General features: G+C 67.5%; 19 protein-coding genes. 6 read left to right on the top strand and 13 right to left on the bottom strand.

What is annotated here, in order from left to right:
• Nucleotide 1 precedes the first annotated feature (1 nt).
• On the bottom strand, nt 2–460 hold the full coding sequence (gene rnk, locus ACWPKK_RS22715) for a nucleoside diphosphate kinase regulator (RefSeq protein WP_452008767.1): 459 nt from the start codon (nt 458–460) through the stop codon (nt 2–4).
• Between the two features lie 354 nt (nt 461–814).
• Entirely contained in the window at nt 815–1,117 is a 303-nt protein-coding gene (locus ACWPKK_RS22710; protein ID WP_452008764.1) for a hypothetical protein, read from the bottom strand.
• On the opposite strand from ACWPKK_RS22710, the gene ACWPKK_RS22705 reads away from it, so the two are divergent.
• A complete protein-coding gene (locus tag ACWPKK_RS22705) occupies nt 1,116–3,194 on the top strand; it encodes a mechanosensitive ion channel family protein (protein WP_452008762.1) in 2,079 nt (692 codons plus the stop codon). The genes ACWPKK_RS22710 and ACWPKK_RS22705 overlap by 2 nt on opposite strands.
• Nucleotides 3,195–3,615: 421 nt before the next feature.
• Here the strand turns inward: ACWPKK_RS22705 and ACWPKK_RS22700 are convergent, their stop codons facing one another.
• The gene (locus tag ACWPKK_RS22700; RefSeq protein WP_452008759.1) at nt 3,616–5,181 is read right to left on the bottom strand and encodes a cation:proton antiporter; all 1,566 of its coding nucleotides are present in this window, start codon (nt 5,179–5,181) and stop codon (nt 3,616–3,618) included.
• Nucleotides 5,182–5,500: 319 nt separating this feature from the next.
• Between ACWPKK_RS22700 and ACWPKK_RS22695 the strand changes: the two genes are divergently transcribed.
• Nucleotides 5,501–5,890: a DoxX family protein gene (locus tag ACWPKK_RS22695; protein WP_452009631.1), complete on the top strand. Its 390-nt coding sequence runs from the start codon at nt 5,501–5,503 to the stop codon at nt 5,888–5,890.
• Nucleotides 5,891–5,953: 63 nt separating this feature from the next.
• Here the strand turns inward: ACWPKK_RS22695 and ACWPKK_RS22690 are convergent, their stop codons facing one another.
• From ACWPKK_RS22690 to ACWPKK_RS22680, 3 genes are read right to left on the bottom strand one after another with little or no spacing between them, the layout of a single operon-like run.
• A complete protein-coding gene (locus ACWPKK_RS22690; RefSeq protein ID WP_452008756.1) occupies nt 5,954–7,057 on the bottom strand; it encodes an ABC transporter ATP-binding protein in 1,104 nt (367 codons plus the stop codon).
• 17 nt (nt 7,058–7,074) lie between these two features.
• Nucleotides 7,075–8,502, bottom strand: a complete 1,428-nt coding sequence (locus ACWPKK_RS22685; protein WP_452008753.1) for an amidase — start codon at nt 8,500–8,502, stop codon at nt 7,075–7,077.
• Nucleotides 8,503–8,513: 11 nt separating this feature from the next.
• Nucleotides 8,514–9,893: an aminotransferase gene (locus tag ACWPKK_RS22680; RefSeq protein WP_452008751.1), complete on the bottom strand. Its 1,380-nt coding sequence runs from the start codon at nt 9,891–9,893 to the stop codon at nt 8,514–8,516.
• 240 nt (nt 9,894–10,133) lie between these two features.
• Between ACWPKK_RS22680 and ACWPKK_RS22675 the strand changes: the two genes are divergently transcribed.
• From ACWPKK_RS22675 to ACWPKK_RS22660, 4 genes are all read left to right on the top strand, one after another.
• Nucleotides 10,134–11,033, top strand: a complete 900-nt coding sequence (locus ACWPKK_RS22675; protein ID WP_452009628.1) for a transketolase — start codon at nt 10,134–10,136, stop codon at nt 11,031–11,033.
• The gene (locus ACWPKK_RS22670) at nt 11,030–12,025 is read left to right on the top strand and encodes a transketolase family protein (RefSeq protein ID WP_452008748.1); all 996 of its coding nucleotides are present in this window, start codon (nt 11,030–11,032) and stop codon (nt 12,023–12,025) included. Before ACWPKK_RS22675 ends, ACWPKK_RS22670 begins: the two co-directional genes overlap by 4 nt.
• Before the next feature lie 61 nt (nt 12,026–12,086).
• Nucleotides 12,087–13,400 carry an aspartate aminotransferase family protein gene (locus ACWPKK_RS22665; RefSeq protein ID WP_452008746.1) on the top strand — a complete coding sequence of 438 codons (1,314 nt, stop codon included), beginning with the start codon at nt 12,087–12,089 and terminating at the stop codon, nt 13,398–13,400.
• A 92-nt stretch (nt 13,401–13,492) separates the two neighbouring features.
• Entirely contained in the window at nt 13,493–14,170 is a 678-nt protein-coding gene (locus ACWPKK_RS22660) for a GntR family transcriptional regulator (RefSeq protein ID WP_452009626.1), read from the top strand.
• A gap of 22 nt (nt 14,171–14,192) precedes the next feature.
• Here the strand turns inward: ACWPKK_RS22660 and ACWPKK_RS22655 are convergent, their stop codons facing one another.
• The 7 genes from ACWPKK_RS22655 to ACWPKK_RS22625 form a co-directional block, all read right to left on the bottom strand.
• The gene (locus tag ACWPKK_RS22655; RefSeq protein WP_452008744.1) at nt 14,193–14,939 is read right to left on the bottom strand and encodes an SDR family NAD(P)-dependent oxidoreductase; all 747 of its coding nucleotides are present in this window, start codon (nt 14,937–14,939) and stop codon (nt 14,193–14,195) included.
• Nucleotides 14,936–15,739 carry an ABC transporter permease gene (locus ACWPKK_RS22650; RefSeq protein ID WP_452008741.1) on the bottom strand — a complete coding sequence of 268 codons (804 nt, stop codon included), beginning with the start codon at nt 15,737–15,739 and terminating at the stop codon, nt 14,936–14,938. The genes ACWPKK_RS22655 and ACWPKK_RS22650 overlap by 4 nt, the downstream gene beginning before the upstream one ends.
• A gap of 30 nt (nt 15,740–15,769) precedes the next feature.
• Nucleotides 15,770–17,020, bottom strand: coding sequence for an ABC transporter permease (locus ACWPKK_RS22645; RefSeq protein ID WP_452008739.1), 1,251 nt, complete (start codon nt 17,018–17,020; stop codon nt 15,770–15,772).
• Between the two features lie 25 nt (nt 17,021–17,045).
• The gene (locus ACWPKK_RS22640) at nt 17,046–18,104 is read right to left on the bottom strand and encodes an ABC transporter substrate-binding protein (RefSeq protein ID WP_452008736.1); all 1,059 of its coding nucleotides are present in this window, start codon (nt 18,102–18,104) and stop codon (nt 17,046–17,048) included.
• A 62-nt stretch (nt 18,105–18,166) separates the two neighbouring features.
• Complete coding sequence (locus ACWPKK_RS22635; RefSeq protein WP_452008734.1) at nt 18,167–19,210, bottom strand: ABC transporter substrate-binding protein; 1,044 nt, start codon at nt 19,208–19,210, stop codon at nt 18,167–18,169.
• Nucleotides 19,211–19,319: 109 nt separating this feature from the next.
• Nucleotides 19,320–19,760, bottom strand: coding sequence for a hypothetical protein (locus tag ACWPKK_RS22630; RefSeq protein WP_452008731.1), 441 nt, complete (start codon nt 19,758–19,760; stop codon nt 19,320–19,322).
• 147 nt (nt 19,761–19,907) lie between these two features.
• Complete coding sequence (locus ACWPKK_RS22625) at nt 19,908–20,825, bottom strand: LysR family transcriptional regulator (protein ID WP_452008728.1); 918 nt, start codon at nt 20,823–20,825, stop codon at nt 19,908–19,910.
• Nucleotides 20,826–20,892 lie beyond the last annotated feature (67 nt).

Below are 20,892 nucleotides of genomic sequence, written 5' to 3'. Positions count from 1 at the left end.
GTCAGGCAGTGCCGGCGCCTTCCCCTGCTTGGGAATGCTCGACCTCCAGTACGGTGAGGGTTTTCGCCACTCCGTCACGCGTGAACCATGTGATGGATTGCCCCTCGGCGACGCCGATGAGCGCCGCGCCGATCGGGGTCAGCACCGACACCCGTCCGGCTGCAACGTCCGCCTCCTGCGGATAGACCAGGGTGACGGTCCGCTCCTGCCCTGCCACCTCGTCCCGGAATGTCACGCGCGCGTTCATCGTGACCACCGATGGGGCGATTTCGCCGGGACTTACCACGACCGCGCGGTCCAGTTCCGCCGCGAGATAGTCGTGGACATCGGGCACCGTATCGGCGATGGCCTCGGCCAAGCCGGAAAGGCGATCATGATCGATCGCGGTGAGGGTGATGGGCGGAAACTGGCCTGCGGAACGCATCTTGGTTTTCCTGTCATTGCCGGTGATCGCACGCACCAGCGGCGCGGCGCGCCTCCCGGTGGGCGCCTGCTCAGCCGGCGGCAAATCATACTTGGACGCCCGGCCGCCCTGTCTGGGCGATCCGGAACAGTTGTGGTGGATGTTGCGAGTGCTTATGGCCCCGGACGGTCCGGGAGCCTTGCTTCAGGCGACCAGATCCGGGGCGGGCGGGCCTGCGTGGACACGACCGGCGCGCAGAAGAGTGCGGAAATGGCGGAAGGGCGACATCATGATTTGCCGACCATGGCCGGTTTCGCGTTGGACTTCAAGACTTACCCGATCACGGCGGAAAGCTGCGTCGCAGTTCCGCCAGGTCGCGGCACGAATCCCTTCCCGGCTGCGCGATCTGGGCTACTCTGGCGGGGTTGAATGCCACGCATCGGGATGCTCCGCCATGCAGACCGTCTCGCTCAAGCCCCGCGCCTTTCCCTCGCATTCGCGGTGGACGGTCCGGTTCCTCGCCGTGGTGCCGCTTTTGCTGCTGGCGCTGCTGTCCACCGCCGCGGCATCGGCCCAGACGGAACCGCCGCAGGCGTCGACCGCCGCTTCCAATTCGAGCACGGCTGCGCCGGCCGTGGCAGTGCCGGGCACGACAGTACCAAGCACCGCCGATGGGATGATGATGACGATGCTCAGCCAGGGACGCGACCGCATGGCGGGGTTCCGTGGCAAGCTCTCCATGCGGCTGCGTGCCACGCCTGAAATTCCTACCGCTATTGCGGCGACCCTGACGGCTCAAAGCCCGACCGGCGAGCCCGGCTATTTCCTGCGGGTCATCGCCCTGTCGCTTGCCCTGATGGCGGCTGGTCACGGGGCACAGCATCTTGTCTATGAACGGCTGATCGCCCGACGCCTGCTGCCGCGACGCACCGAAGCACGACCGGGCGGCTCGGCGCTGGCCGCCCGCTTCCCCCGTCTGGTGGTCCGCGCGCTGCTGACGCTGGGAGGCATGATCCTCGCCACCCTGATCGGGTTTGGGCTGGTCACCGCGATTGTCCCGGATCCGACGCCGATGACCGAGAAGACCGTCATCCTCGCCGGCGCCGGCTATCTGCTGGTCTGGACCATCGCCCTGTTCTGGCGGCTGGTGATGCCGCCCGATGAGGCGACGGACGGTGGGTTGGCTCCGTCAATCCGCCGGCTGCGCAGGGCCATGACCGCCAGCGGCGCCCTCGGCATCGCCTTGATGACCGGCACGATCTGGCTCGAGGCGCTCGGGATGCCCTATGATCCGCACGCGGTGCTGGTCGCGCTGTGCGGCCTGCTGACCGTGCTGGCGACAATCGGCGCGCTGTATGGCAACCGTCAGACGGTCGAGCGTGCGTTCCTCGCCGGCCGGCCGGCAAAGACGGTCGCTCCACTGGAACGGCTGAGCCTGCGCTTGTGGTTTCCGGTGGTGGTGGTCTATTTCGCCTACGCCTGGGGAGCGCTGGTCAACCGTCTCATCCTGGGCTCGCCGACCGAGCTGCCGCTGCTGCTCGGCGCCTACGCGGTGGCCGGGGCGATTCTGGCCGTCTACGCCACCGTCACCTACGCCACCGAATGGCTGTTCCACCAGCGGCGGAGCCTATGGCGGCCGGCCGACGACGGTCAGGACGCGGCACCGGACGGAAGCGCCCACCCCGCGGGCCTCCCGCAACCCACCTCCCTGGACAGCTTTGAGGCGCTGGCCCGGCGGGTGGCCGGCATCCTCGCCGCCGCCGCCGGGGTGGCCGTGACCTTGTCGGTATGGAACATCCCGCGCCTGCACGGCGATGCCGCCGATCGGCTCATCAGCATCATGACGGTCTGCCTGATCGGCTACGTCGCCTATCACAGTGTCCGCATCTGGATCGACCGCCGGATCGCGGACGAGGGGCCGGTGCCCGGCACCATTCCCGGCGACGAAGGCGGCGGCCACGCCTCGGCCAGCCGGCTGGCGACGCTGCTGCCGCTGGTGCGCAACGTCACCTTGCTGTCGATCGTGGGGACGATCCTTCTCAGCGTGCTGATGGACCTTGGCGTCAACATCGCACCGCTGTTCGCCGGGGCGGGGGTCGCTGGCATCGCCATCGGTTTCGGCGCACAGACGCTGATCCGCGACATCTTCTCCGGCGCCTTCTTCCTGATCGACGACGCCTTCCGCAAGGGCGAGTACATCGAGATCGGCTCCATCCGCGGCACGGTGGAGAAGATCTCGGTGCGCTCGATGCAGCTTCGCCACCATCGCGGCCCGCTTCACACCGTTCCCTTCGGCGAGATCCACCAGTTGACCAACTATTCGCGCGACTGGGTGATCATGAAGCTGCCGTTGCGCATCACCTACGACACCGATGTCGAAAAGCTCCGCAAGCACATCAAGCAACTCGGGCAGGCGCTGCTCGACGATCCGGAGTTGGGACCGAAGTTCCTGCAACCTCTGAAGTCGCAGGGCGTCATCCAGATGGAGGACTCGGCGATGATCCTGCGCGTGAAGTTCATGACCCGTCCCGGCGACCAGTGGGATGTCCGCAAGCGGGTATTCCAGGAGATCCACGCCCTGTTCCACCGGGAGGGCATCCGCTTCGCCCACCGCGAGGTGACGGTCCGCTTCGCCGGCGAGGCGACGGCGACCGGCCCCGCCAGTGGTCCGATCGGAGCCCCGGCTGGGGAGGAGGCTCGGACATTGGCCGCCGGCGCCGTCCTGCACACGCTCGACGAGGACGCGTCGGACGCCGATGCCGGAGCCGATCGCCGCAAGAATGCGCTGTAGACCATGACTTAAACGCAGCACCCGCGCCGTGAACCGCACCGGGTTTGCTGGAGATCGTTTGGTTTGAGGCACATCTCATTGGAGATGTTTTTCGTTTTGTTACAACTTTACGCCTCAGCTTCAGGGGGAGGAATGTTGTGGTCGACCGCGTCGTGCTGTCCCCTTGCCCCTCGGGCGCCGGGCTGGAGGCGCAGCTTCATGGCGACCTGCTGGCAATCCTGGAGGCGTGCGCCGAAGCGGATCCGAAACGCCGACAGCCCGCCTCGTGGGAAGCGGGCTGCCAACTGTCGGTGGTTGCGGGGGCAGGATTTGGCCTTTACCGAACATGTCATGGACGCTGAGCGACAACTCTATTCCAATCTGTCGCATGTTGCGATCCAATCGCCCTACGGTATTTCTATCCGCACAGCTTGACGGTCCCTCACCCTTCCACGAGTTGCAGGCGTTCGGGCGGGGAAGAGGCGAGTTCCGACCAGTCAAGCTCCTGCTCCAGCGCGTGGAACACATCGTCATCGATGGCACCCGCGCGACGCAGTTCGGCAAGCCTGCGCCGCTTCACGGCGATCATGTCCCGCTTCAGGCGGTCACTTTCGCTGACCTCCCGCGGATGCTGTCCGGCAACCGTGGCCGCGCGTGCCGCCCAGAGAGAATTCCGCTGCGCCCGCGCCGCCTCGTCCTCCCGCCCCTCGAGCGCCGCGATGACGGCATCGATCAGAGCAATCCGAGCGGCGGACAGTTCCCGGTCGAAGGAGTGGTCCGGCGAGAAGCGCAGGCGGACGATCAAAGGTCCCAGTGTCAGGCCTTGCAGCACCAGGGTGCCGAGCAGAACGGCGAAGGCGCATAGCACGATCAGGTCGCGCTCGGGGAAGGTCGGCGGCAGGGCCTGTGCGGTGGCCAGCGTCACCATTCCTCGCATGCCGCACCAGGCGACCACCAGCCCCTGCCCCACCGTCGGAACATCGCCCGCGCCTCGCTGCCGCAAGATGAAAGCGGAAGCACGGTTGTAGACGAGAACCCAGACCACGCGCACCATCACCACCGCTAGGAACACCGCCGCCGCGACGCCGGCCGCCTGCCAGAAACGTTCGCCTTCCAGACGGCCGATGATCGCCCTTGCCTGTAATCCCATCAGAAGGAAGGCCAGGACGTTCAGCAGGAAGACCACCGCCTCCCACACGGAATAGGAATGGACACGGTCACGGGGCGGCTGGCGTTCCGGCGCGGATCCCGCGACCGTCATGGCGAAGGCGACAGTGGCGAGAATCGCCGAGAAATGCAGGCGCTCCGCGATAACCCAAGTACCGAAGGTGGTCAGGAATTCGAAGATCGTGCCGCTGAGTGTCCCGGCCAGCCGGGGCGCCAGCAGAACATAGATGCGACCGACCAGAACGCCGACCAACAGGCCGCCGGGCACCGCCAGGACGAGCTGCGGAAGCAGGTGCTCCGGAATGGCGCCGCCCGTCATCCCGGACTGGACCGCCACCGCAGCGCTGAAGATCAGCAGGGCGACCGCATCGTTCAGAAGGCTCTCGCCCTGTAGAACGGTGACGGTCCGCCGCGGTAGGTCGAAGCGCCCAAGCATTGCCGCCGCCGCCGCGGCATCGGGCGGCGCCACGATGGCGCCCATGGCGATGGCAGCGGCGATGGGAAGTCCAGCCAGCGCGATGCCAACCCACGCAACCGCCGCGGTCGTCAGGATGACCGCCACCGCCGCCAGGGCCAGCAGCGGCGCCCAGTTGCGCCGGAGTGCCGCGAAAGGCGTGTCATAGGCCACATCGACCAGGGCCGGCGCTACGAAGAGCGCCAGCGCCAGTTGCGGATCCAGCGTGATGTCGGGTGCCGGGATATTGGGCGCCCAGGGCAGCGCCGCCACTGCGACGCCAGACAGGCACAGGATGGTGGGATAGGGAACGGAAAGCCGGCGCGAGAGCTGGAGCAGCAGGACCGCAATCAGAAGCAGGATCAACGTGCTCTCGAACAACGCCATGAGCTACCGCGCCTTTCTGCGTGGGGCGGATGAGTCCGCGACCAATGCTCCGCCGGAGCTTCCGGTATGACGCAGCCCGGCTCGTCCGGGCAATCGCAGCAAGGGTGGTAGCGCTTGGCTCCCTGTCGAGATTTTCGAACGTTACGCTCCATTTTATCCCGATTTTCCTGAATGCAGAAGGAGCGTAGATCTCTGTCATCCCCGGCGCCGACGAAGAAACGGAGCGCCGATCCGGAAACCCCGAACACCGAAATCCGATCAACGAAGGATGATTGACATGACCATCTCCGCCCCCACCGCTTCGACCTCGTTCCTACCGATGGCTTCGGTCGCCGCCGATGCGGCTCCGCTGGCCGGCCGCGTCCTGCTGGCGGGCCTGTTCCTGGTCTCCGGCTATGGCAAGCTGATCGCACCGACGATGACCATCGGCTACATCCAATCGGTCGGCCTGCCAGCGCCGGAACTGTCCTATGTGATGGCGCTGCTAGTCGAACTGGCTGGCGGCCTCGCCCTGACCGTCGGCTTCCAGACCCGGCTGGTGGCGCTCGCCATGGCGGTCTTCACGGTCGCGACGGCGGTGATCTTCCACAACAACCTCGCCGACCTCGCTCAGTACTTCCACTTCTTCAAGAACATCTCGATCGCCGGCGGCCTGCTGCAGATCGTCGCCTTCGGTGCCGGCCGCTTTAGCCTGGATGCCCGCCGCTGAACAAACTGCCCGACGGTGTGGAGGCGCCGAAACGCCTCCCCCGCCAGCTGAATATCGTGTCGATCAGTGCCCCACCGGTAGCGCGATGGCGTCGGCCGGTCCCCATTCCACCCGATAACGGCCGCCCGGACGCACATGCTGATGGTCGGCGTTGTTGGGAATTTTCGCGACCAGCCCACCGGCCGGACCGTCCGACAGATGCACGCGGATGTGGTCGCCCAGATAGATCAGTTCGGAAACATGCCCGAACAGGCCGCTCCCTCCTCCAGCCCCGCCAGCCGCCTCCGCCGGCACCAGCCGGACACGCTCGGGCCGCAGTGACACGGTGACCGAAGCCCCCGCCTCCAGCCCGGCGGCGACACGGGCCTGCACCACGGAACCGCCCTCCAGCCGGACGGTCCCGCGGTCGACCTGCCGGTCGGCCAGCACGCCGGACAGCCGGTTGTTCTCGCCGATGAAGCCGGCGACGAAGACGGTGGCCGGTTCCTCGTACAGTTCTTCCGGCGTCGCCAGCTGTTCCACCCGGCCGCGGTTGAAGACGGCGATGCGGTCGGACATGGTCAGCGCCTCCGCCTGGTCGTGGGTGACATAGACCATGGTCACGCCGAGACGCTCATGCAGATGCTTGATCTCGAACTGCATGTGCTCCCGCAGGTTCTTGTCCAGCGCCCCCAGCGGCTCATCCATCAGCACCAAATCCGGCTCGAACACCAGCGCCCGCGCCAGCGCAACCCGCTGCTGCTGCCCGCCCGAAAGCTGGGAGGGACGGCGCTGCGCTAGAGCGCCCATCTGCACCATGTCGAGCGCGCGGGTCACCCGCCGCTCCGTCTCCGCCCGCCCCATCCGGCGCACCTTCAGCGGATAAGCCAGATTCTCGGCGATGGTCATGTGGGGAAACAGCGCGTAGTTCTGGAACACCATGCCGATGTTGCGGCGGTGCGGCGGAACGTTCTGGATCGGCTTGCCGGCCACGCGGATTTCGCCGCGCGACGGCGCCTCGAATCCCGCCAGCATCATCAGGCTGGTGGTTTTGCCGGAGCCGGACGGCCCCAGCATCGTCAGGAACTCCCCCTTCGGGATCGACAGGTCCAGCCCCTCGATCACCAGAGTGCGCCCGTCATAGCTTTTCTGGACGCCGGCGAACTCCACAAATCCCTGCTTTTCCATGATCATATCCTCCGGGATCAAGCGGCGTGGACGGGCGGGTGGCGGTCCCGCCAGGGGCGGGAGCGTTCCAACTGGGCGGCAAGACGGAACAGCGTCGCCTCGTCGCCCGAGCGACCGGTGAACTGGGAGCCAACCGGCAGCCCCTCGGCATTCCAGGACAGCGGAACGCTCATCGCCGGCAGGCCGGCCATGTTGGCGAAGGTGGTGAAGGCCAGGAACTGCATGAAGCGATCCATCACGGCTTCCCCGCCGTGCAGCCCTGCGTCGAAATGGCCGAGCTTCGGCGGCGGCGAGCCCAGCGTCGGTGTCAGCCAGACATCGTAGCGTTCCAGGAAGCGCCCAAGGATGCGGGCAAAGTCGTGGAACCAGGCGAGATCCGTCACGAAGTCCGCAGCCAGGATGCGGCTGCCGTGCTCGAACAGATGCCGGTTGAAGGGCTCGACATCGTCGGCCAGCGCGGCGGGAGAGCGGCCGGTCGCTCGGCCGATGCTCCACAGGCTGCGCGTCGCCGTCATCGACCAGAAGCGGCGGTAGGTCGACTGGTACTGCTCGGCGTCGAAGACCGGCGCCGCGATTTCGACGTCGTGCCCGAGTTCCGCGCAGAGACGCGCGGTCTCGCGCACCGCCGCCACGCAATCAGGATCGACGTCGGTGCCCAGCAGCGACCGGTCGGTGACGGCGATGCGCAGACGCCCCGGCTCGCGGCCGACCTGCGACAGGAAACTGTCCGCCGGCGGCGCCGCGCTGTAGGGATCGCCGGCCATCGGCCCGTGGGTGGCGTCGAGCAGGGCCGCGCTGTCGCGCACGGTCATGGTCAGCACATGTTCGTTGACCATCCCGCCGAGGCTGTCGCCCAGGTCGGGCCCCATGGTGATACGCCCCCGCGTCGGCTTCAGACCGAACAGGCCACAGCAAGAGGCGGGAATGCGGATGGACCCGGCGCCGTCGCCGCCGTGGGCCGCCGGCACCATGCCGCCGGCCACCGCCGCCGCGGCACCGCCGCTCGACCCGCCGCTGGAGCGGGTAATGTCCCAGGGGTTGCGCGTCGGGCCGAACAGCACCGGCTCGGTCGTGCCGAGCGTGCCGAATTCGCACAGGTTGGTTTTGCCGACCGTCAGCAGACCGGCGCGGCGGTAGCGGGCCATCAACTCGCTGTCATGGTCGACGACAGCGCCGGCCAGCAGCCGGGAGGCGCCGGTGGTCGGCGTGCCGCTGACATGGCAGTAGAGATCCTTGATCAGGAAGGGCACGCCGCCGAAGGGGCCGGACGACGCCTCCCCCGTCTTCAGCGTGGCGCGTGCCTGATCGTAGAGCGGCAGGATGACCGCGTTCAGCACCGGGTTCACCGCCTCGATGCGGGCAATGGTGGCATAGAGCACGTCGGCAGCGCTGATCTCTCCGTCCCGGATCAGGCGCGCTTGGTCGAGCAGGTCGAGATAGGGCATGGCGGGTCCCCTCAGGCGGCGAAGCTGTCGCGGGATAGCGTGTCGGCGACATCGTCCAGCGCGGCGCGCAGCCGCTCCACCAGCGCGTCGATCTGGCCGGCTTCGATGACGTAGGGCGGGCAGAGCGCGATGTTGTCGTCCATGTTGCGGATGATCGCGCCATGGGCGAGACAGCGCCGCTCCACCTGCGCACCGACCCGCAGGGTGGGGTCGAAGTCGCGGCCGGTCGCCGGGTCGGCGGTCAGGCCGATGCCGGCCAGCAGGCCGACGCTGCGGACCTCGCCGACCAGCGGGTGCCCGGCCAGCGCCTCGTCCAGCGCAGCGCGCAGATGGGCGCCCAACCGGCGGGCGCGGCCGACCACGTCGATCTCGTGATAAATGCGGATCGCCTCCGCCGCGACCGCCGCCGACACCGGGTGGCCGGAATAGGTGAAGCCGTGGCCGAAGACGCCGATCTCCGCGCTCTGGTCGGCAATCGCCTGATAGATGCGGTCGCTCAGCGCCACCGCGGCGATGGGAATGGCGCCCGACGACAGCCCCTTCGCCATCGACATCATGTCCGGCAGGAAGCCGAATGTCTGGCTGCCGAACCAGTTGCCGGTGCGGCCGAACCCGCAGATCACCTCGTCGGCCAGCAGCAGGATGTCGTGACGGGCGAGCACCGCCTGGATTTTGGGAAAATAGGTTTCCGGCGGCAGGATCACCCCGCCCGCCCCCATCACCGGCTCGGCGATCATCGCCGCGATGCTGTCGGCGCCCTCCGCCTGGATCAGCGTCTCCAGCTCGGCGGCGAGCCGCGTCGCGTAATCCTCCTGGCTTTCGCCGGGCATGGCATCGCGGGCATGGTTGGGGCAGGCGGTGAAGACCACGCCCTGGTCCGGCAGGTTGAAGGCCCGGTGCATATGCGGCAGGCCGCTGAGCGCCGCGCCCATCACCGTGCTGCCGTGGAAGGCGCCGGTGCGGCTGATGATCTTGCGCTTCTCCGGCCGGCCGCGCGCGGCGTTGTAGTACCAGGCCAGCTTCACCATGGTGTCGTTGGCCTCCGACCCCGAATTGGCGAAGAAGATCTTGCCTCCCTTGATCGGCAAGATGGCCGAGATGGCTTCCGCCAGCGCCACGCAGGCGTCGTTCGTGCGGTGGTTGAAGGTGTGGTAGGTCGCCAGCTTCCGCATCTGGCGGGCGGCAACCTCGGCCAGCCGCGCCTCGTCGAAACCGAGCGACGCACACCACAGCCCGGCCATCCCCTCGATATAGCGGCGTCCGGAGTCGTCCACGACATGGACGCCGTCGCCCCGTACCAGGGCGAGCGGTCCGCAATCCTCGTGGGCACGGGCATTGGTTTGCGAATGCAGATGCAGGTCGATGTCCAAGGCACGAAGGGCGTTGGTCATGGGATCGGCTCTTCCTGAGTGCGGGGAGTGAGTGCGGGGCGCTGACGGCGGTTCGGCCGCGAGTCGCGGCGGGACGGGCAACAACGTCGCGCTTGCCATTCCCAATCTGTATCTTATAAGTTATAAGTTGTCGAGGGCAATTCGGCGCGCCCTTGCACCCCGCCGTTTACGATCCAGCGCCGATCCGCTGACAGGATGACCATGCCAACGACCGCCATCGCCGGACCGGCGCCCGATCCCATGGGCGCCGGCCGCCCCTTGACGCCCGAAATCCTGGCACCCGAAACCGTTGCCCATTTGGAGGAACGCGCCCGTCATGTCCGGCTGGAGACGATCCGGCTGATCGCCATCGCCAAGGTTGGCCACTATTCCTCGACCTTTTCCTGCGCAGAGCTGTTCGCGACGCTCTATTACGACGCCATGCGCCTGCGGCACGGCGAGCCGCGCTGGCCGGACCGCGACCGTTTCCTGATGGGCAAGGGCCACGCTGCGGTCGGGCTCTACCCGCTGCTGGCCGACTGGGGCTTCTTCCCGAAGGATCTGCTGGACGGCTACACCCGGCTCGGCAACCCGCTGGGCGACCACCCGGACATGACCAAGGTGCCGGGGGTGGATTTCAGCTCCGGCTCCATCGGCCACGCGCTGTCCGCCGGACTTGGCATGGTGATGGGCGGCCGGATGATGGGCCGGCGCTTCGACGTCTACGTCATGCTCGGCGACGGCGAGATGCAGGAGGGGCAGGTGTGGGAGGCCGCGATGGCCGCCGCCCACCAGAAGGCCGGCAACCTGATCGCCATCGTCGACCGCAACGGCTATCAGCTCGACGGACAAGTGGACGAGGTGATGGGAATCGAGCCGCTGGCCGACAAATGGCGCGCCTTCGGCTGGGAGGTGCATGAGGTGGATGGCCACGACGTCGCCGCCCTCGCCACCCTGTTCCGCCGGCTGAAGCAGGACCAGACCCGCGAGAAGCCGGCCTGTGTCATCGCCAAGACTCTGAAGGGCAAGGGGGTCGGCTACATGGAGCGGGAGGCCGGCTGGCACCTGGGCTATCTGGCGCCGGAGGATGAGGCCGCCGCCATTGCCGAAATCATGGGACAGCCCGCCGGCCCCGCCATCGTCCAGGGAGACGCCCGATGACCGCCACCGCCACCCTCACCGGACCGGTCAATCCCGGCAGCTGGCAATACCGGCAGCTCAATGCCCGCGCACCTGGACTGTCCTACCTGTCGGACGCGCTGTCGGCGCTGGTGGAGGCCGGCCACCCGGTGATGGCCGGGACCGCCGACCTGCAATATTCCAATGGCCTCGCCCGCTTCGCGGCCAAATATCCCGACCGCTTCATCCAGTTCGGCATCTCGGAGCAGAACATGGTATCGGCCGCGGCGGGCATCGCCACCACCGGCGTGATGCCCTTCGTTGCGACCTTCGCCTCCTTCCTCGGCCTGCTGTGCTGCGAGCAGATCCGCATGGACGTCGCCTACTCGGCCCTGCCGGTGCGGCTGATCGGGCACCATGCCGGCATTGCGCTCGGCTTCTACGGCACCTCGCACCATGCGACCGAGGATCTGGCGATCATGCGCTCCATCGCCGGGCTGACCGTGGTCAATCCGGCCGACGGCCCGCAGCTGGCCGCCGCGATCAAGGCATCGGCAGACCATCCGGAACCGATCTATTTCCGCATCGGTCGTGGGCAGGAGCCGAACGTCTATCACGACCTGCCGGATTTCCGGTTCGGTAAAGCCATCGAGCATGAGACGGGGACCGACCTGACCATCATCGCCTGCGGCACCATGGTCCACCCCTCCCGCGAGGCGGTGCGGGCGTTGCGGGCGTCCGGCCTGTCGGTCGGGCTGATCGACATGCACACGATCAAGCCCTTGGACCGGGACGCGGTGCTGGCGGCGGCCGAACGCTCCCGCATCATCCTGACGGTGGAGGAGCACAACATCCTCGGCGGGCTCGGCGGTGCGGTGGCGGAGGTGATGGCGGAGGCCGGCACGAAGGCGGTGCTGATCCGCCACGGCATCCGCGACGAGTACAGCCTGATCGCCCCGCCGACGCACCTCTACCGCCATTACCAGATCGACGCCGCCGGCATCGAGACGGTCATCCGCGACATCCTGGCCTGAGACCGCCGGCCGGGACGGGCCGATCCGCTGTCCGTCCCGGCAGCCCTGACGAGGACCATTCATGCCCATCGAGACCGACAACGCCGCGCTGACCGCGCGGGCGCGGGCCGTCATGCCAGGCGGGCTGCTCAGCCCCAGCCGGCAATTGGCGCACCCCTATGTGTTCGTGCGCGCCGCCGGACCGTACCTGTACGACGCTGACGGCAACGAGCATATCGATTATCACTGCGGATTCGGCGCCAACATGCTGGGCCACTGCGCCGCCGCCGTGCGCGACCGCGTGACGACGGTGTCCGAACGCATTGACCTGATCGGCGCCGCGGCGCTGGACCTGGAGATCGAGGCGGCGGAAACGCTGGTCCGCCTGATCCCCTGCGCCGATCAGGTGGCCTTCTGCAGCAGCGGGTCGGAGGCGACCTACCACGCGCTGCGGCTGGCCCGCGCGGTGACCGAACGACGGACCGTCATCAAGTTCCAGGGCGGCTATCACGGCTGGCACGACTATGTCGCCATGAACGTGCAATCGCCCGCCGACCGCATCGGTCGGTACGACCCGGTGTGCGACGGCATCCTGCTGGACGCCGCGCGGCACACCGTGGTGCTGCCCTACAACGACGCCCAGGCGGTGGAGGATTACCTGTCCGCCCATCCAGGCGAGGTCGCCGCGGTGATCGTCGAGCCGATCGCCCACAATATGGGATCGGTGATCGCCCACGACGCCTTCCTGCGCGACCTGCGCCGGCTGACCGCCGACCATGGAACCGTGCTGATCTTCGACGAGGTCATCACCGGCTTCCGCCACGCGCTGGGCGGCTACCAGTCCATCGTCGGGGTAACGCCCGACCTCGCCACCTTCGGCAAGGCGGTGGCCTCCGGCCATCCGGTCGGGATCCTGGCCGGCCGCGCCGACCTGATGGAACGGCTGGGGCGGACGGGCGAGGGCGCCGTCTTCATGGGCGGCACCTTCAACGGCACGCCGCCCTCGCTGGCGGCCCTGCTGGCGACCATCGGCGAGCTTGAACGGCCGGGCACATACGAGCGGCTGTTCGCGCTCGGCGACCGCATGCGGACCGGCCTGTCCGCCATCGTGGAGCGGCTGGGGATCCCGGCGCAGCCGGCCGGCTACGGTTCGGTCTGGCTCCTCTACTTCTTCGAGGGCGCCTTCCAGCGCTACGAGGACCTGCTGCGCAACGACAACGCCGCCGACTTCGCCTTCCGCCGGCGGCTCGTGGAGCAACGGTTCATCTTCCAGCCCCTGCCGCTGAAGCGCCTCTACCTGTCGACCGCCCATGACGAGGCGCTGATCGACCGCACGCTGGATGCCATCGCCGAGACACTGCATGCGTTGCATCCGGCTATGCGCGTCGGCGCCTGATTTTTCTGTGTTATAGCTTATAGGACGGCAGGGGCGGGCCCAAGGCGCAACCCCTGCCGTTCGTCCGTGTGTGAGGAGATGACGTCGTGCGAATGCAGCCGATCGAACCGGGAAACCTGTCGGCGCGGTCCTATGTGGCAGTGCGCGAAGCGCTGATTGCGGGGAGCTTCAAGCCGGGTCAGCGGCTGGTCATGCAGGATCTGGCGGACGAGCTAGGCACCAGCATAACGCCGGTGCGCGAGGCCTGCCTTCGGCTGGTCAGCGAACAGGGGCTGGAGCTGAGATCGGGCCGCTTCGTCTGCGTGCCCAGGCTCAGCCTGTCGCGCTATCTGGAAATCCGCACCATCCGCATCGCGTTGGAAGGATTGGCGGCCGAACTCGGCGCCGCCCATGCCACGGCGGAGGACATCGCCCGCCTGACCGAGGCCCATGCCAAGTTCGACGCGGCGGAGCGCGCGCGCGACGTCACCGCGGCGCTTCAACACAACCGCGACTTCCACTTCGCGGTCTACCGGCTGTCGGGAATGGAGATGCTGGTCGGCCAGATCGAAAGCCTGTGGGTCTCGATGGGTCCGATCCTGAACGTGTTCTACAACGAGGTCGAACACGACGATTACGCCGGCGCCGACGAGCATCTGGCGCTGATCGCCGCACTGCGCGCCCATGACGGCCCCGCCGCGCGGGCCGCCATCGAGCGCGACATCATCCGCGGCGGCGAGAGCCTGATCCCGTATCTGGAAAAGGTCGGCCAATCCCTGACGCCGGCCTGACCGGCGCCGGGGAGCAGTTTCTTCAGTCTTCGTCCAGGCCGCGCGGGGTGCGCATCCCGGCGGTCTCGCCGCCGTCGATGGTCAGGACGGTGCCGTTGACGTAGCTCGACCGCTCCGACAGCAGCCAGGCGACCGCGTCGGCGACCTCCTCCGGCGCGCCGAAGCGGCCGGCGGGGATGCGCTGCTCCAGGCGGCGGCGCTTGATCTCCTGCGTCTTGATGCCCTGCATCATGCGGGTGTCGATCTGGCCCGGGCAGACGGCGTTGAAGCGGACCTCGTCGCCGAACTCCAGCGCCAGCGCCTGGGTCATACCAATCACCGCCGCCTTCGACGCGCAGTAGATCGCCAGCCCCTCCTCGCCGATCTTGCCGGCAACCGAGGCCACGTTCACCACCGCGCCGCGCGCTGCCCGCAGCCCCAGCAGGGCGAGGCGGGTAAACAGGAACGCGCTGCGGGCGTTCACCGCCATCACCTGGTCCCAATCCTCCACCTGCGCCTCGGCGAAGGCGACGCGGCGCGACATGCCGGCATTGTTGACCAGACCGTCGATCCGGCCGCCACCGAGCTCCATCGCACGCCCGACCGCCCGGGCGCAGTCGTCGGGCGAGGCGACGTCGCCCCGCTGGAAGACGGCGCCCGGGCAGCGGCCGGCGAGGTCCGCCCCCGCCGCCTCATCGCGGCCGGTGAAGAGGACGGTCTGCCCCTCTCCCGTCAGGCGCTCCACGCAGGCGCGGCCGATGCCGTGCGTGCCGCCGGTAACGATGATCATGCGTTGCTCCCAGGCTTTGAACCGGCCCCCCGCCCCAGCCGGGCAAGGAGGACCATGAAGATGACGGTGACGCCGACTAGCAGGGTCGACATCGCCACGATGGATGGATCGATGGTGTCGCGGATGCCGTCGAACATCTGGCGCGGCAGGGTCCGCTGCTCCGGCCCGCCGATGAACAGCGCCACCACCACCTCGTCAAAGGAAAAGATGAAGGCGAACAGGCCGCCGGACAGCACACCTGGCAGGATCAGCGGCAGAGTCACGGTGAAGAAGGCCCGCACCGGCGAGGCGCCCAGGCTGTAGGCTGCCCGCACCAGTGTGGTGTCGAAGTTGCGCAAGGTCGCCGTCACCGTGATGACGACGAAGGGCGCGCCCAGCGCCGCATGGGCCAGGATAAGGCCAAGATAGGATGCGGTCAGGCCGATCCGCGCGAACAGGAAATACATGGCGACGCCGCTGATCACCACCGGCACCACCATCGGCGCGATCAGCAGGCCGAGCAGGAAGGACCGCCCCGGCAGGTCGTTGCGCGCCAACCCCAGCGCCGCCAGCGTGCCGAGCAGCGTGGCGAGCACCATGGCGCCGGTGCCGACGATCAGGCTGTTGCGCAGCGCCGGCAGCCAGGGGCCGGAGGCCGCCAGCACCTTGTCGTACCATTGCAGCGACAGGCCGGGGATCGGGTAGGAAAGGAAGCCGGCCGAGCTGAAGGAGATGGGGATGACAGTCAGGATCGGCCCCACCAAGAAGACCATCATCGCGCAGCAGAAGGCGTATTGGAGAACACGGGTCGGACTGGACATGGTTCGGTCTCTCTTCCGGAAGCGGGGACCTCATTGAATGCCGGCGATGCGGCCGACGCCGATCAGGCGTCCGACCGTCGCGTAGAGCAGCATGATGCAGGCGAGCAGGATCGCCCCCAGCGCGGAGGACAGGCCCCAGTTGATTGTGGTGTTCGCGTAGTAGGCAATGAAATAGCTGGTCATCTGGTCACGGGCGCCGCCGACCAGGCTGGGCGTGATGTAATAGCCGACGCCGATGATGAAGGTCATCAGGCAGCCCGCCCCGACGCCCGGCAGCGTCATCGGAAGATAGACCTTGAAGAAGCCGACCGCCGGATGGGCACCCAGCGAGGCCGAGGCCCGCATGTAGGAGGGCGAGATGCCCTTCATCACGCTGAGGATCGGCAGGATCATGAAGGGCAGCAGGATGTGCACCATCGCGACATAGAGCCCGAAGCGGTTGAACACCAACTCCAGCGGCGCATCAACGATGCCGAGCCCGGTCAGCAACCCGTTCAGCACGCCCTCTTTCTGCAACACGACGATCCAGGCGCTGGTCCGCACCAGAAGCGAGGTCCAGAAGGGCAGCAGCACGCAGACCATCAGGACCGACGCGAAACCGCGCGGCAGGCTGACCAGCGCATGGGCAAGCGGGAAGCCCAGCACAAGGCACAGAAGCGTGGTGACGAAGCCGATCCACAGGGTGCGGCCAAGCGTGTCGATGTAGAGCCGCTCCTCCGCCGGCGCCCGCGCGATCGACCCGCTGTCGTCCATCCGCAGGTCGAGTGCCGTCAACAGGTAATAGGGCGTCAGCGCCGGGCTTGCCCGCCGCAACGCCGCCCAAGTAGCGGCTTCTCCCCAGCGCTGATCGACGGCGGTCAACGCCTCCGTCCAGCCCCCTTGCGGCCGGTCGATGGTGCGGACGGCGCGTGCGGTCTTGGTCAGCAGCGCGCGGTAGCCGGCGCGTTCGTAATTCAGGCGCCGGCTCGCCTCGCCCAGGCGGGGGTCGCCGTAGACGGCCTTCAGGTCGCGGGCCAGCGCGGCATAGGCGCTCTCCGGCGGCAGACCGTCACCGGTCCATCCGCGCATCTCTGCGGCAACGCCCGGCATCGCCTCGCTCACCTCGCCATTCTCCACCGCATGCACCAACATGCCGCCCAGGGGCAGCACGAAGATCAGGGTGAGGAACAGGACGAGCGGCGCGATAAGCAGGGTCGAGACCATCCGGGCTTTCGCACGGGACGACAGGGACGGCGGCGCCAGCGCCGCGGGCCCATCCATGGCTTCAGTGGTGGTTGCCATGCGCGTCTTCACTCCTTCCTGCTGGTCATCGGGAGCGCCAATTGGCGAAGCGCGCTTCCAGCGCCTCGCCATGGTCGGCCCAGAAGGCGGTGTCGAGCGGGACCGCCAGCGCGAAGTTCGCGGGGCTCGTCGGCAGATCGGCGGCCAGATTCGGATCGACGGCAAGGTTCGCCTTGCGGTTGGTCACGCCATAGGCGATATGGCTGGGAAAGCGCGCCTGCAACTCCGGCCGGCTGGCGAAGGCGATGAAGCGCTCCGCCGTGGCGCGGTTCTTCGCCCCCTTCGGGATCGCCCAGTAATCGACGCCCAGCACCTGCCCATCCCAGGCGAGCGCGAAGGACCGCCCGCCTTGGTTGGCCGCCGCCACCCGCCCGTTGAAGGCAGCGGACATCACCACGTCGCCCGAGGCCAGCCGTTCGATCGGCTCGGCGCCGGAGGTCCACCACAGGATGTCCGGCTTGAGCCTGTCGAGCGACGCGAAGGCGCGCTCCACCCCGGCCGGGGTCGCCAGCAGCTTGTACACGTCGCCGCGCTGCACGCCATCGGCCAGCAGCGCGATCTCCAGCGTCATCTTGGCGGTCTGGCGCAGCCCGCGCTTGCCCGGCCAGCGCTGCACGTTCCAGAAGTCGGCCCAGTTCTTCGGACCGTCGGCGATCCGCGAGCGGTCGTAGGTCATCACCATCGACCAGACGAAGGCGCCGACACCACACTCGCTGTAGGCCTCGTCGATGAAATCCTCGCGGTCGCCGATGCCGGTCCAGTCGATCTTCTCGAACAACCCTTCCTCGCACCCGCTCAGCAGGCTGTTCTGTTCGACCTGCAGCACGTCCCAGCTGACGCTGCCGGTATCGACCATGGCGCGGACCTTCGCCATCTGGCCGGAATAGGAATCCTCGGTCAGCTGCACCTTGTTGGCATCGGCGAAGGGGCGGAAGAATACCGCGCGTTCGGCGTCCTGCAGCACGCCGCCGGCGCCGACGACGGTCAATTGTTCGGCTTGTGCGGGAGATTGCGCCAGGGCCGGCGCGGACAGAAGTCCGGCAGCCAGCGCGCATCCGACGATGCGCGTTGCGTGAAGCGTCATGACTCTCACCTGTTCGGAAATGGGTTGCGGTCGGCTCAGCACCCGGTCCGGTGAACCCGGATCTATTGGGCGACCCAGCGCTCGAAGCGCTGCTGCAACTCGTCTTCGTTGTTCACCCAGAAGGGCGTGTCGATCATCAGCGCGCCCGCCATGTTCTGCGGGGCGGTCGGCAGGTCCTGCTGGAGCTTGGGGTCGATCAGGGCGGAGGCGCGCCCGTTGGTGACGCCGTAGGGGATCGTCTCGGCAAAGCGCTTCTGCGCGTCGGCACTGGTCATGTGGGCGACCAATTCCCTGGCCGCCGCCAGCTTGTCGGTGCCCTTGGGGATTGTCCAGTAATCGGCGGAATAAAGCTGCTGCGTCCACAGCATGGTGAAGATCCGCCCGTCTTTCTTCGCGGCGGCGACCCGCCCGTTGTAGGCGGAGGTCATCACGACATTGCCGGCCGCGAGCCATTCGACCGGCTGCGCGCCGCTGACCCACCAGCGGATATGCGGCTTGATTTGGTCCAGCTTGGCGAAGGCGCGGTCAACCCCTGCCTTGGTGGCCAGCGTCTCGTATATCTTGTCCGGGGCGACGCCGTCGGCCAGCAGGGCGATCTCCAGCGTCATGCGCGCCTGCTTGCGCAAGCCGCGCTCGCCCGGCCAGCGCTTGAGGTCCCAGAAATCGGCCCAGGATTGCACGCCGGGGGTCTTGGCCGGATCAAAGGCAAGCACCTTCGACCAGATGAAGGCGCCGACACCGCAGGGCGCCTTGACCTGTGAAATGATGTCCGCGGCGTTCGACTGGCTTTTCCAGTCGAAGGGTTCGAGAAGCCCCTCGTCGCAGGCCAGCGTCATCTCGTTCTCGTCCATTTGCAGGACGTCCCAGGTGACCGTCCGGGACTGGTGCATCGCCTTCAGCTTGGCGATGCCGCCGGTATAGGACTCCTCGATCAGCGGCGTGCCCGCCTGTTTGGCAAAGGGCTCGAAATAGGCGGTCCGCATCGCGTCCTGCAACGATCCGCCGAAGCCGACGACGGTCAGGTCGCGCGCATGCGACGAACTGGACGCAATCAGCAGGGCGAACACTACGGGCGCACAAAGGCGCCCTGCCCGTCTCGTCGTCATCCGACCCTCCTTGTTGGGATCCGGATGGCCGGCGACGTCCCGCCGCACCGGACCATCCGATGCGCCAATCTTATAAGTTATAAATTGCCTGTCAAGCGGGGCAATGTGGTCAGTGTGTCGGGCGGCGGAGAGCGGCGCCGATCGCGAGCAAGCCGGCGATCATCAGGAATTCGACGCCCTTGATCGACCCGGCGAGTTCCGGCGGCATTTGCAGGACCAGAACATGCGCGCCGATCAGCATGACGACCGCCAGCATCACCGCGGTGCCGAGTGAGCGCAGCGCCAGGATCGCCGCGCAGCCGATGGCGGCCAGGAAAGGGCCGACAGCCATGGCATGGGCCGGAATCAGGTCAGACGCACCGCCGCCGAGTTGGCCGGCAATCGACAGCAGGTGGTTGCCCAGCCAGCTGAGGAGGCGCTGGTTGCCCGACGGCATCATCAGCAGGTCGAGCACCCCGCGGACAACGGAGCAGCCGGCGCTGTGCAGCTTGCAGGAGAGGGCCGACAGGGTGTCGCCGGCGGCGACGCAGAGGGAAGTGGACTGGCTCATGATCCGCGTCCTTGGATCCTTGGGAGAGATCGGGATCGGGCCGGACGCGAACGGATTGCCGTGCCGGTCAATGCAAGGACGCTAAACGTTCTTATGCGAGCGATAAACAAAGCGGTCGGAAGAAATCCGTTGCAGCTATGGGAACAATCAAAAGACAGAACGCTCTGACTCCGCAGTCTGGCTTTCGAAACGGGAAATCAGGAAGGACGCGGCCGGACCCGGAGGGCTGTCGGTGCGATGGACGGCCTGCAACCGGTAGGGACCGCCCTTGCAGTCGGGCATGTCCAGCAGCACCAGCCGCCCGGCGTCCAGATCCTCCTGGATCATCGGCAGGGGCATGTTGCCCCAGCCGATCCCCTCGCGCAGCAGCATGTGCTTGGAACCCAGATCGGCCAGCCGCCAGGTGCGCGTGCCGATGACCGCGAATTCCCAGCCCTGCGTAAGGGTGGAGCGGTCGGTCAGCACCAGCTGCACATGCTCGCGCCCCGCGCCGGGCGGATTGCGCCCGGCCATCGCCAGCGGGTGGGAGGGGGCGGCGACCGGCACCAACTCGACGAAGCCGACACCGATCCGCTCTATCCCGTCGATCTCCATGTCCAGCGGCCCACTGATGCCGATCGTCGCCGCGCGATTGAGAACCATTTGGGTCACCGCACCCAGCGCCTCGACGTGCAGACGCAACGTCACGGTCGGGTAGGCCTCGCGGAAGGCCTTCAACGCATCGACCACCCGCCAGGCCGGCAGCATGACATCGAGCGCCAGAAGCACCTCGGACTCCAGCCCCTCGATCAGGCCCTTCACCTTGGCGCGCAGGCTGCCCATGCCATTGGCGATGGTCCTCGCTTCCGAAAGGAGGGCGCGGCCGGCGTCGGTCAGCTGCGGCCGCTTGGTGGTCTCACGGTCGAACAGCGAGACGCCCAGTTGCATCTCCAGATTCGCGATGGAATAGCTGATGACGGAGGTCGCCCGCCCCAGCTTGCGCGCCGCTCCGGCAAAACTGCCGGTGTCAACCACGGTCAGGAAAACGCGGAGCTGGTCGAAGGTCGGGGTGCCGGGATCTGACATTTCCAATTTCTCGAACGTTTCGATCCATCTTATCCCAGTTTTCCCGAAGGTCCAGCGGCGTTAGCTT

This window comes from Azospirillum largimobile (assembly GCF_977007025.2).
Note: the sequence above shows the minus strand (reverse complement) of the source record. Positions and strands in the feature narration are given on the sequence as shown.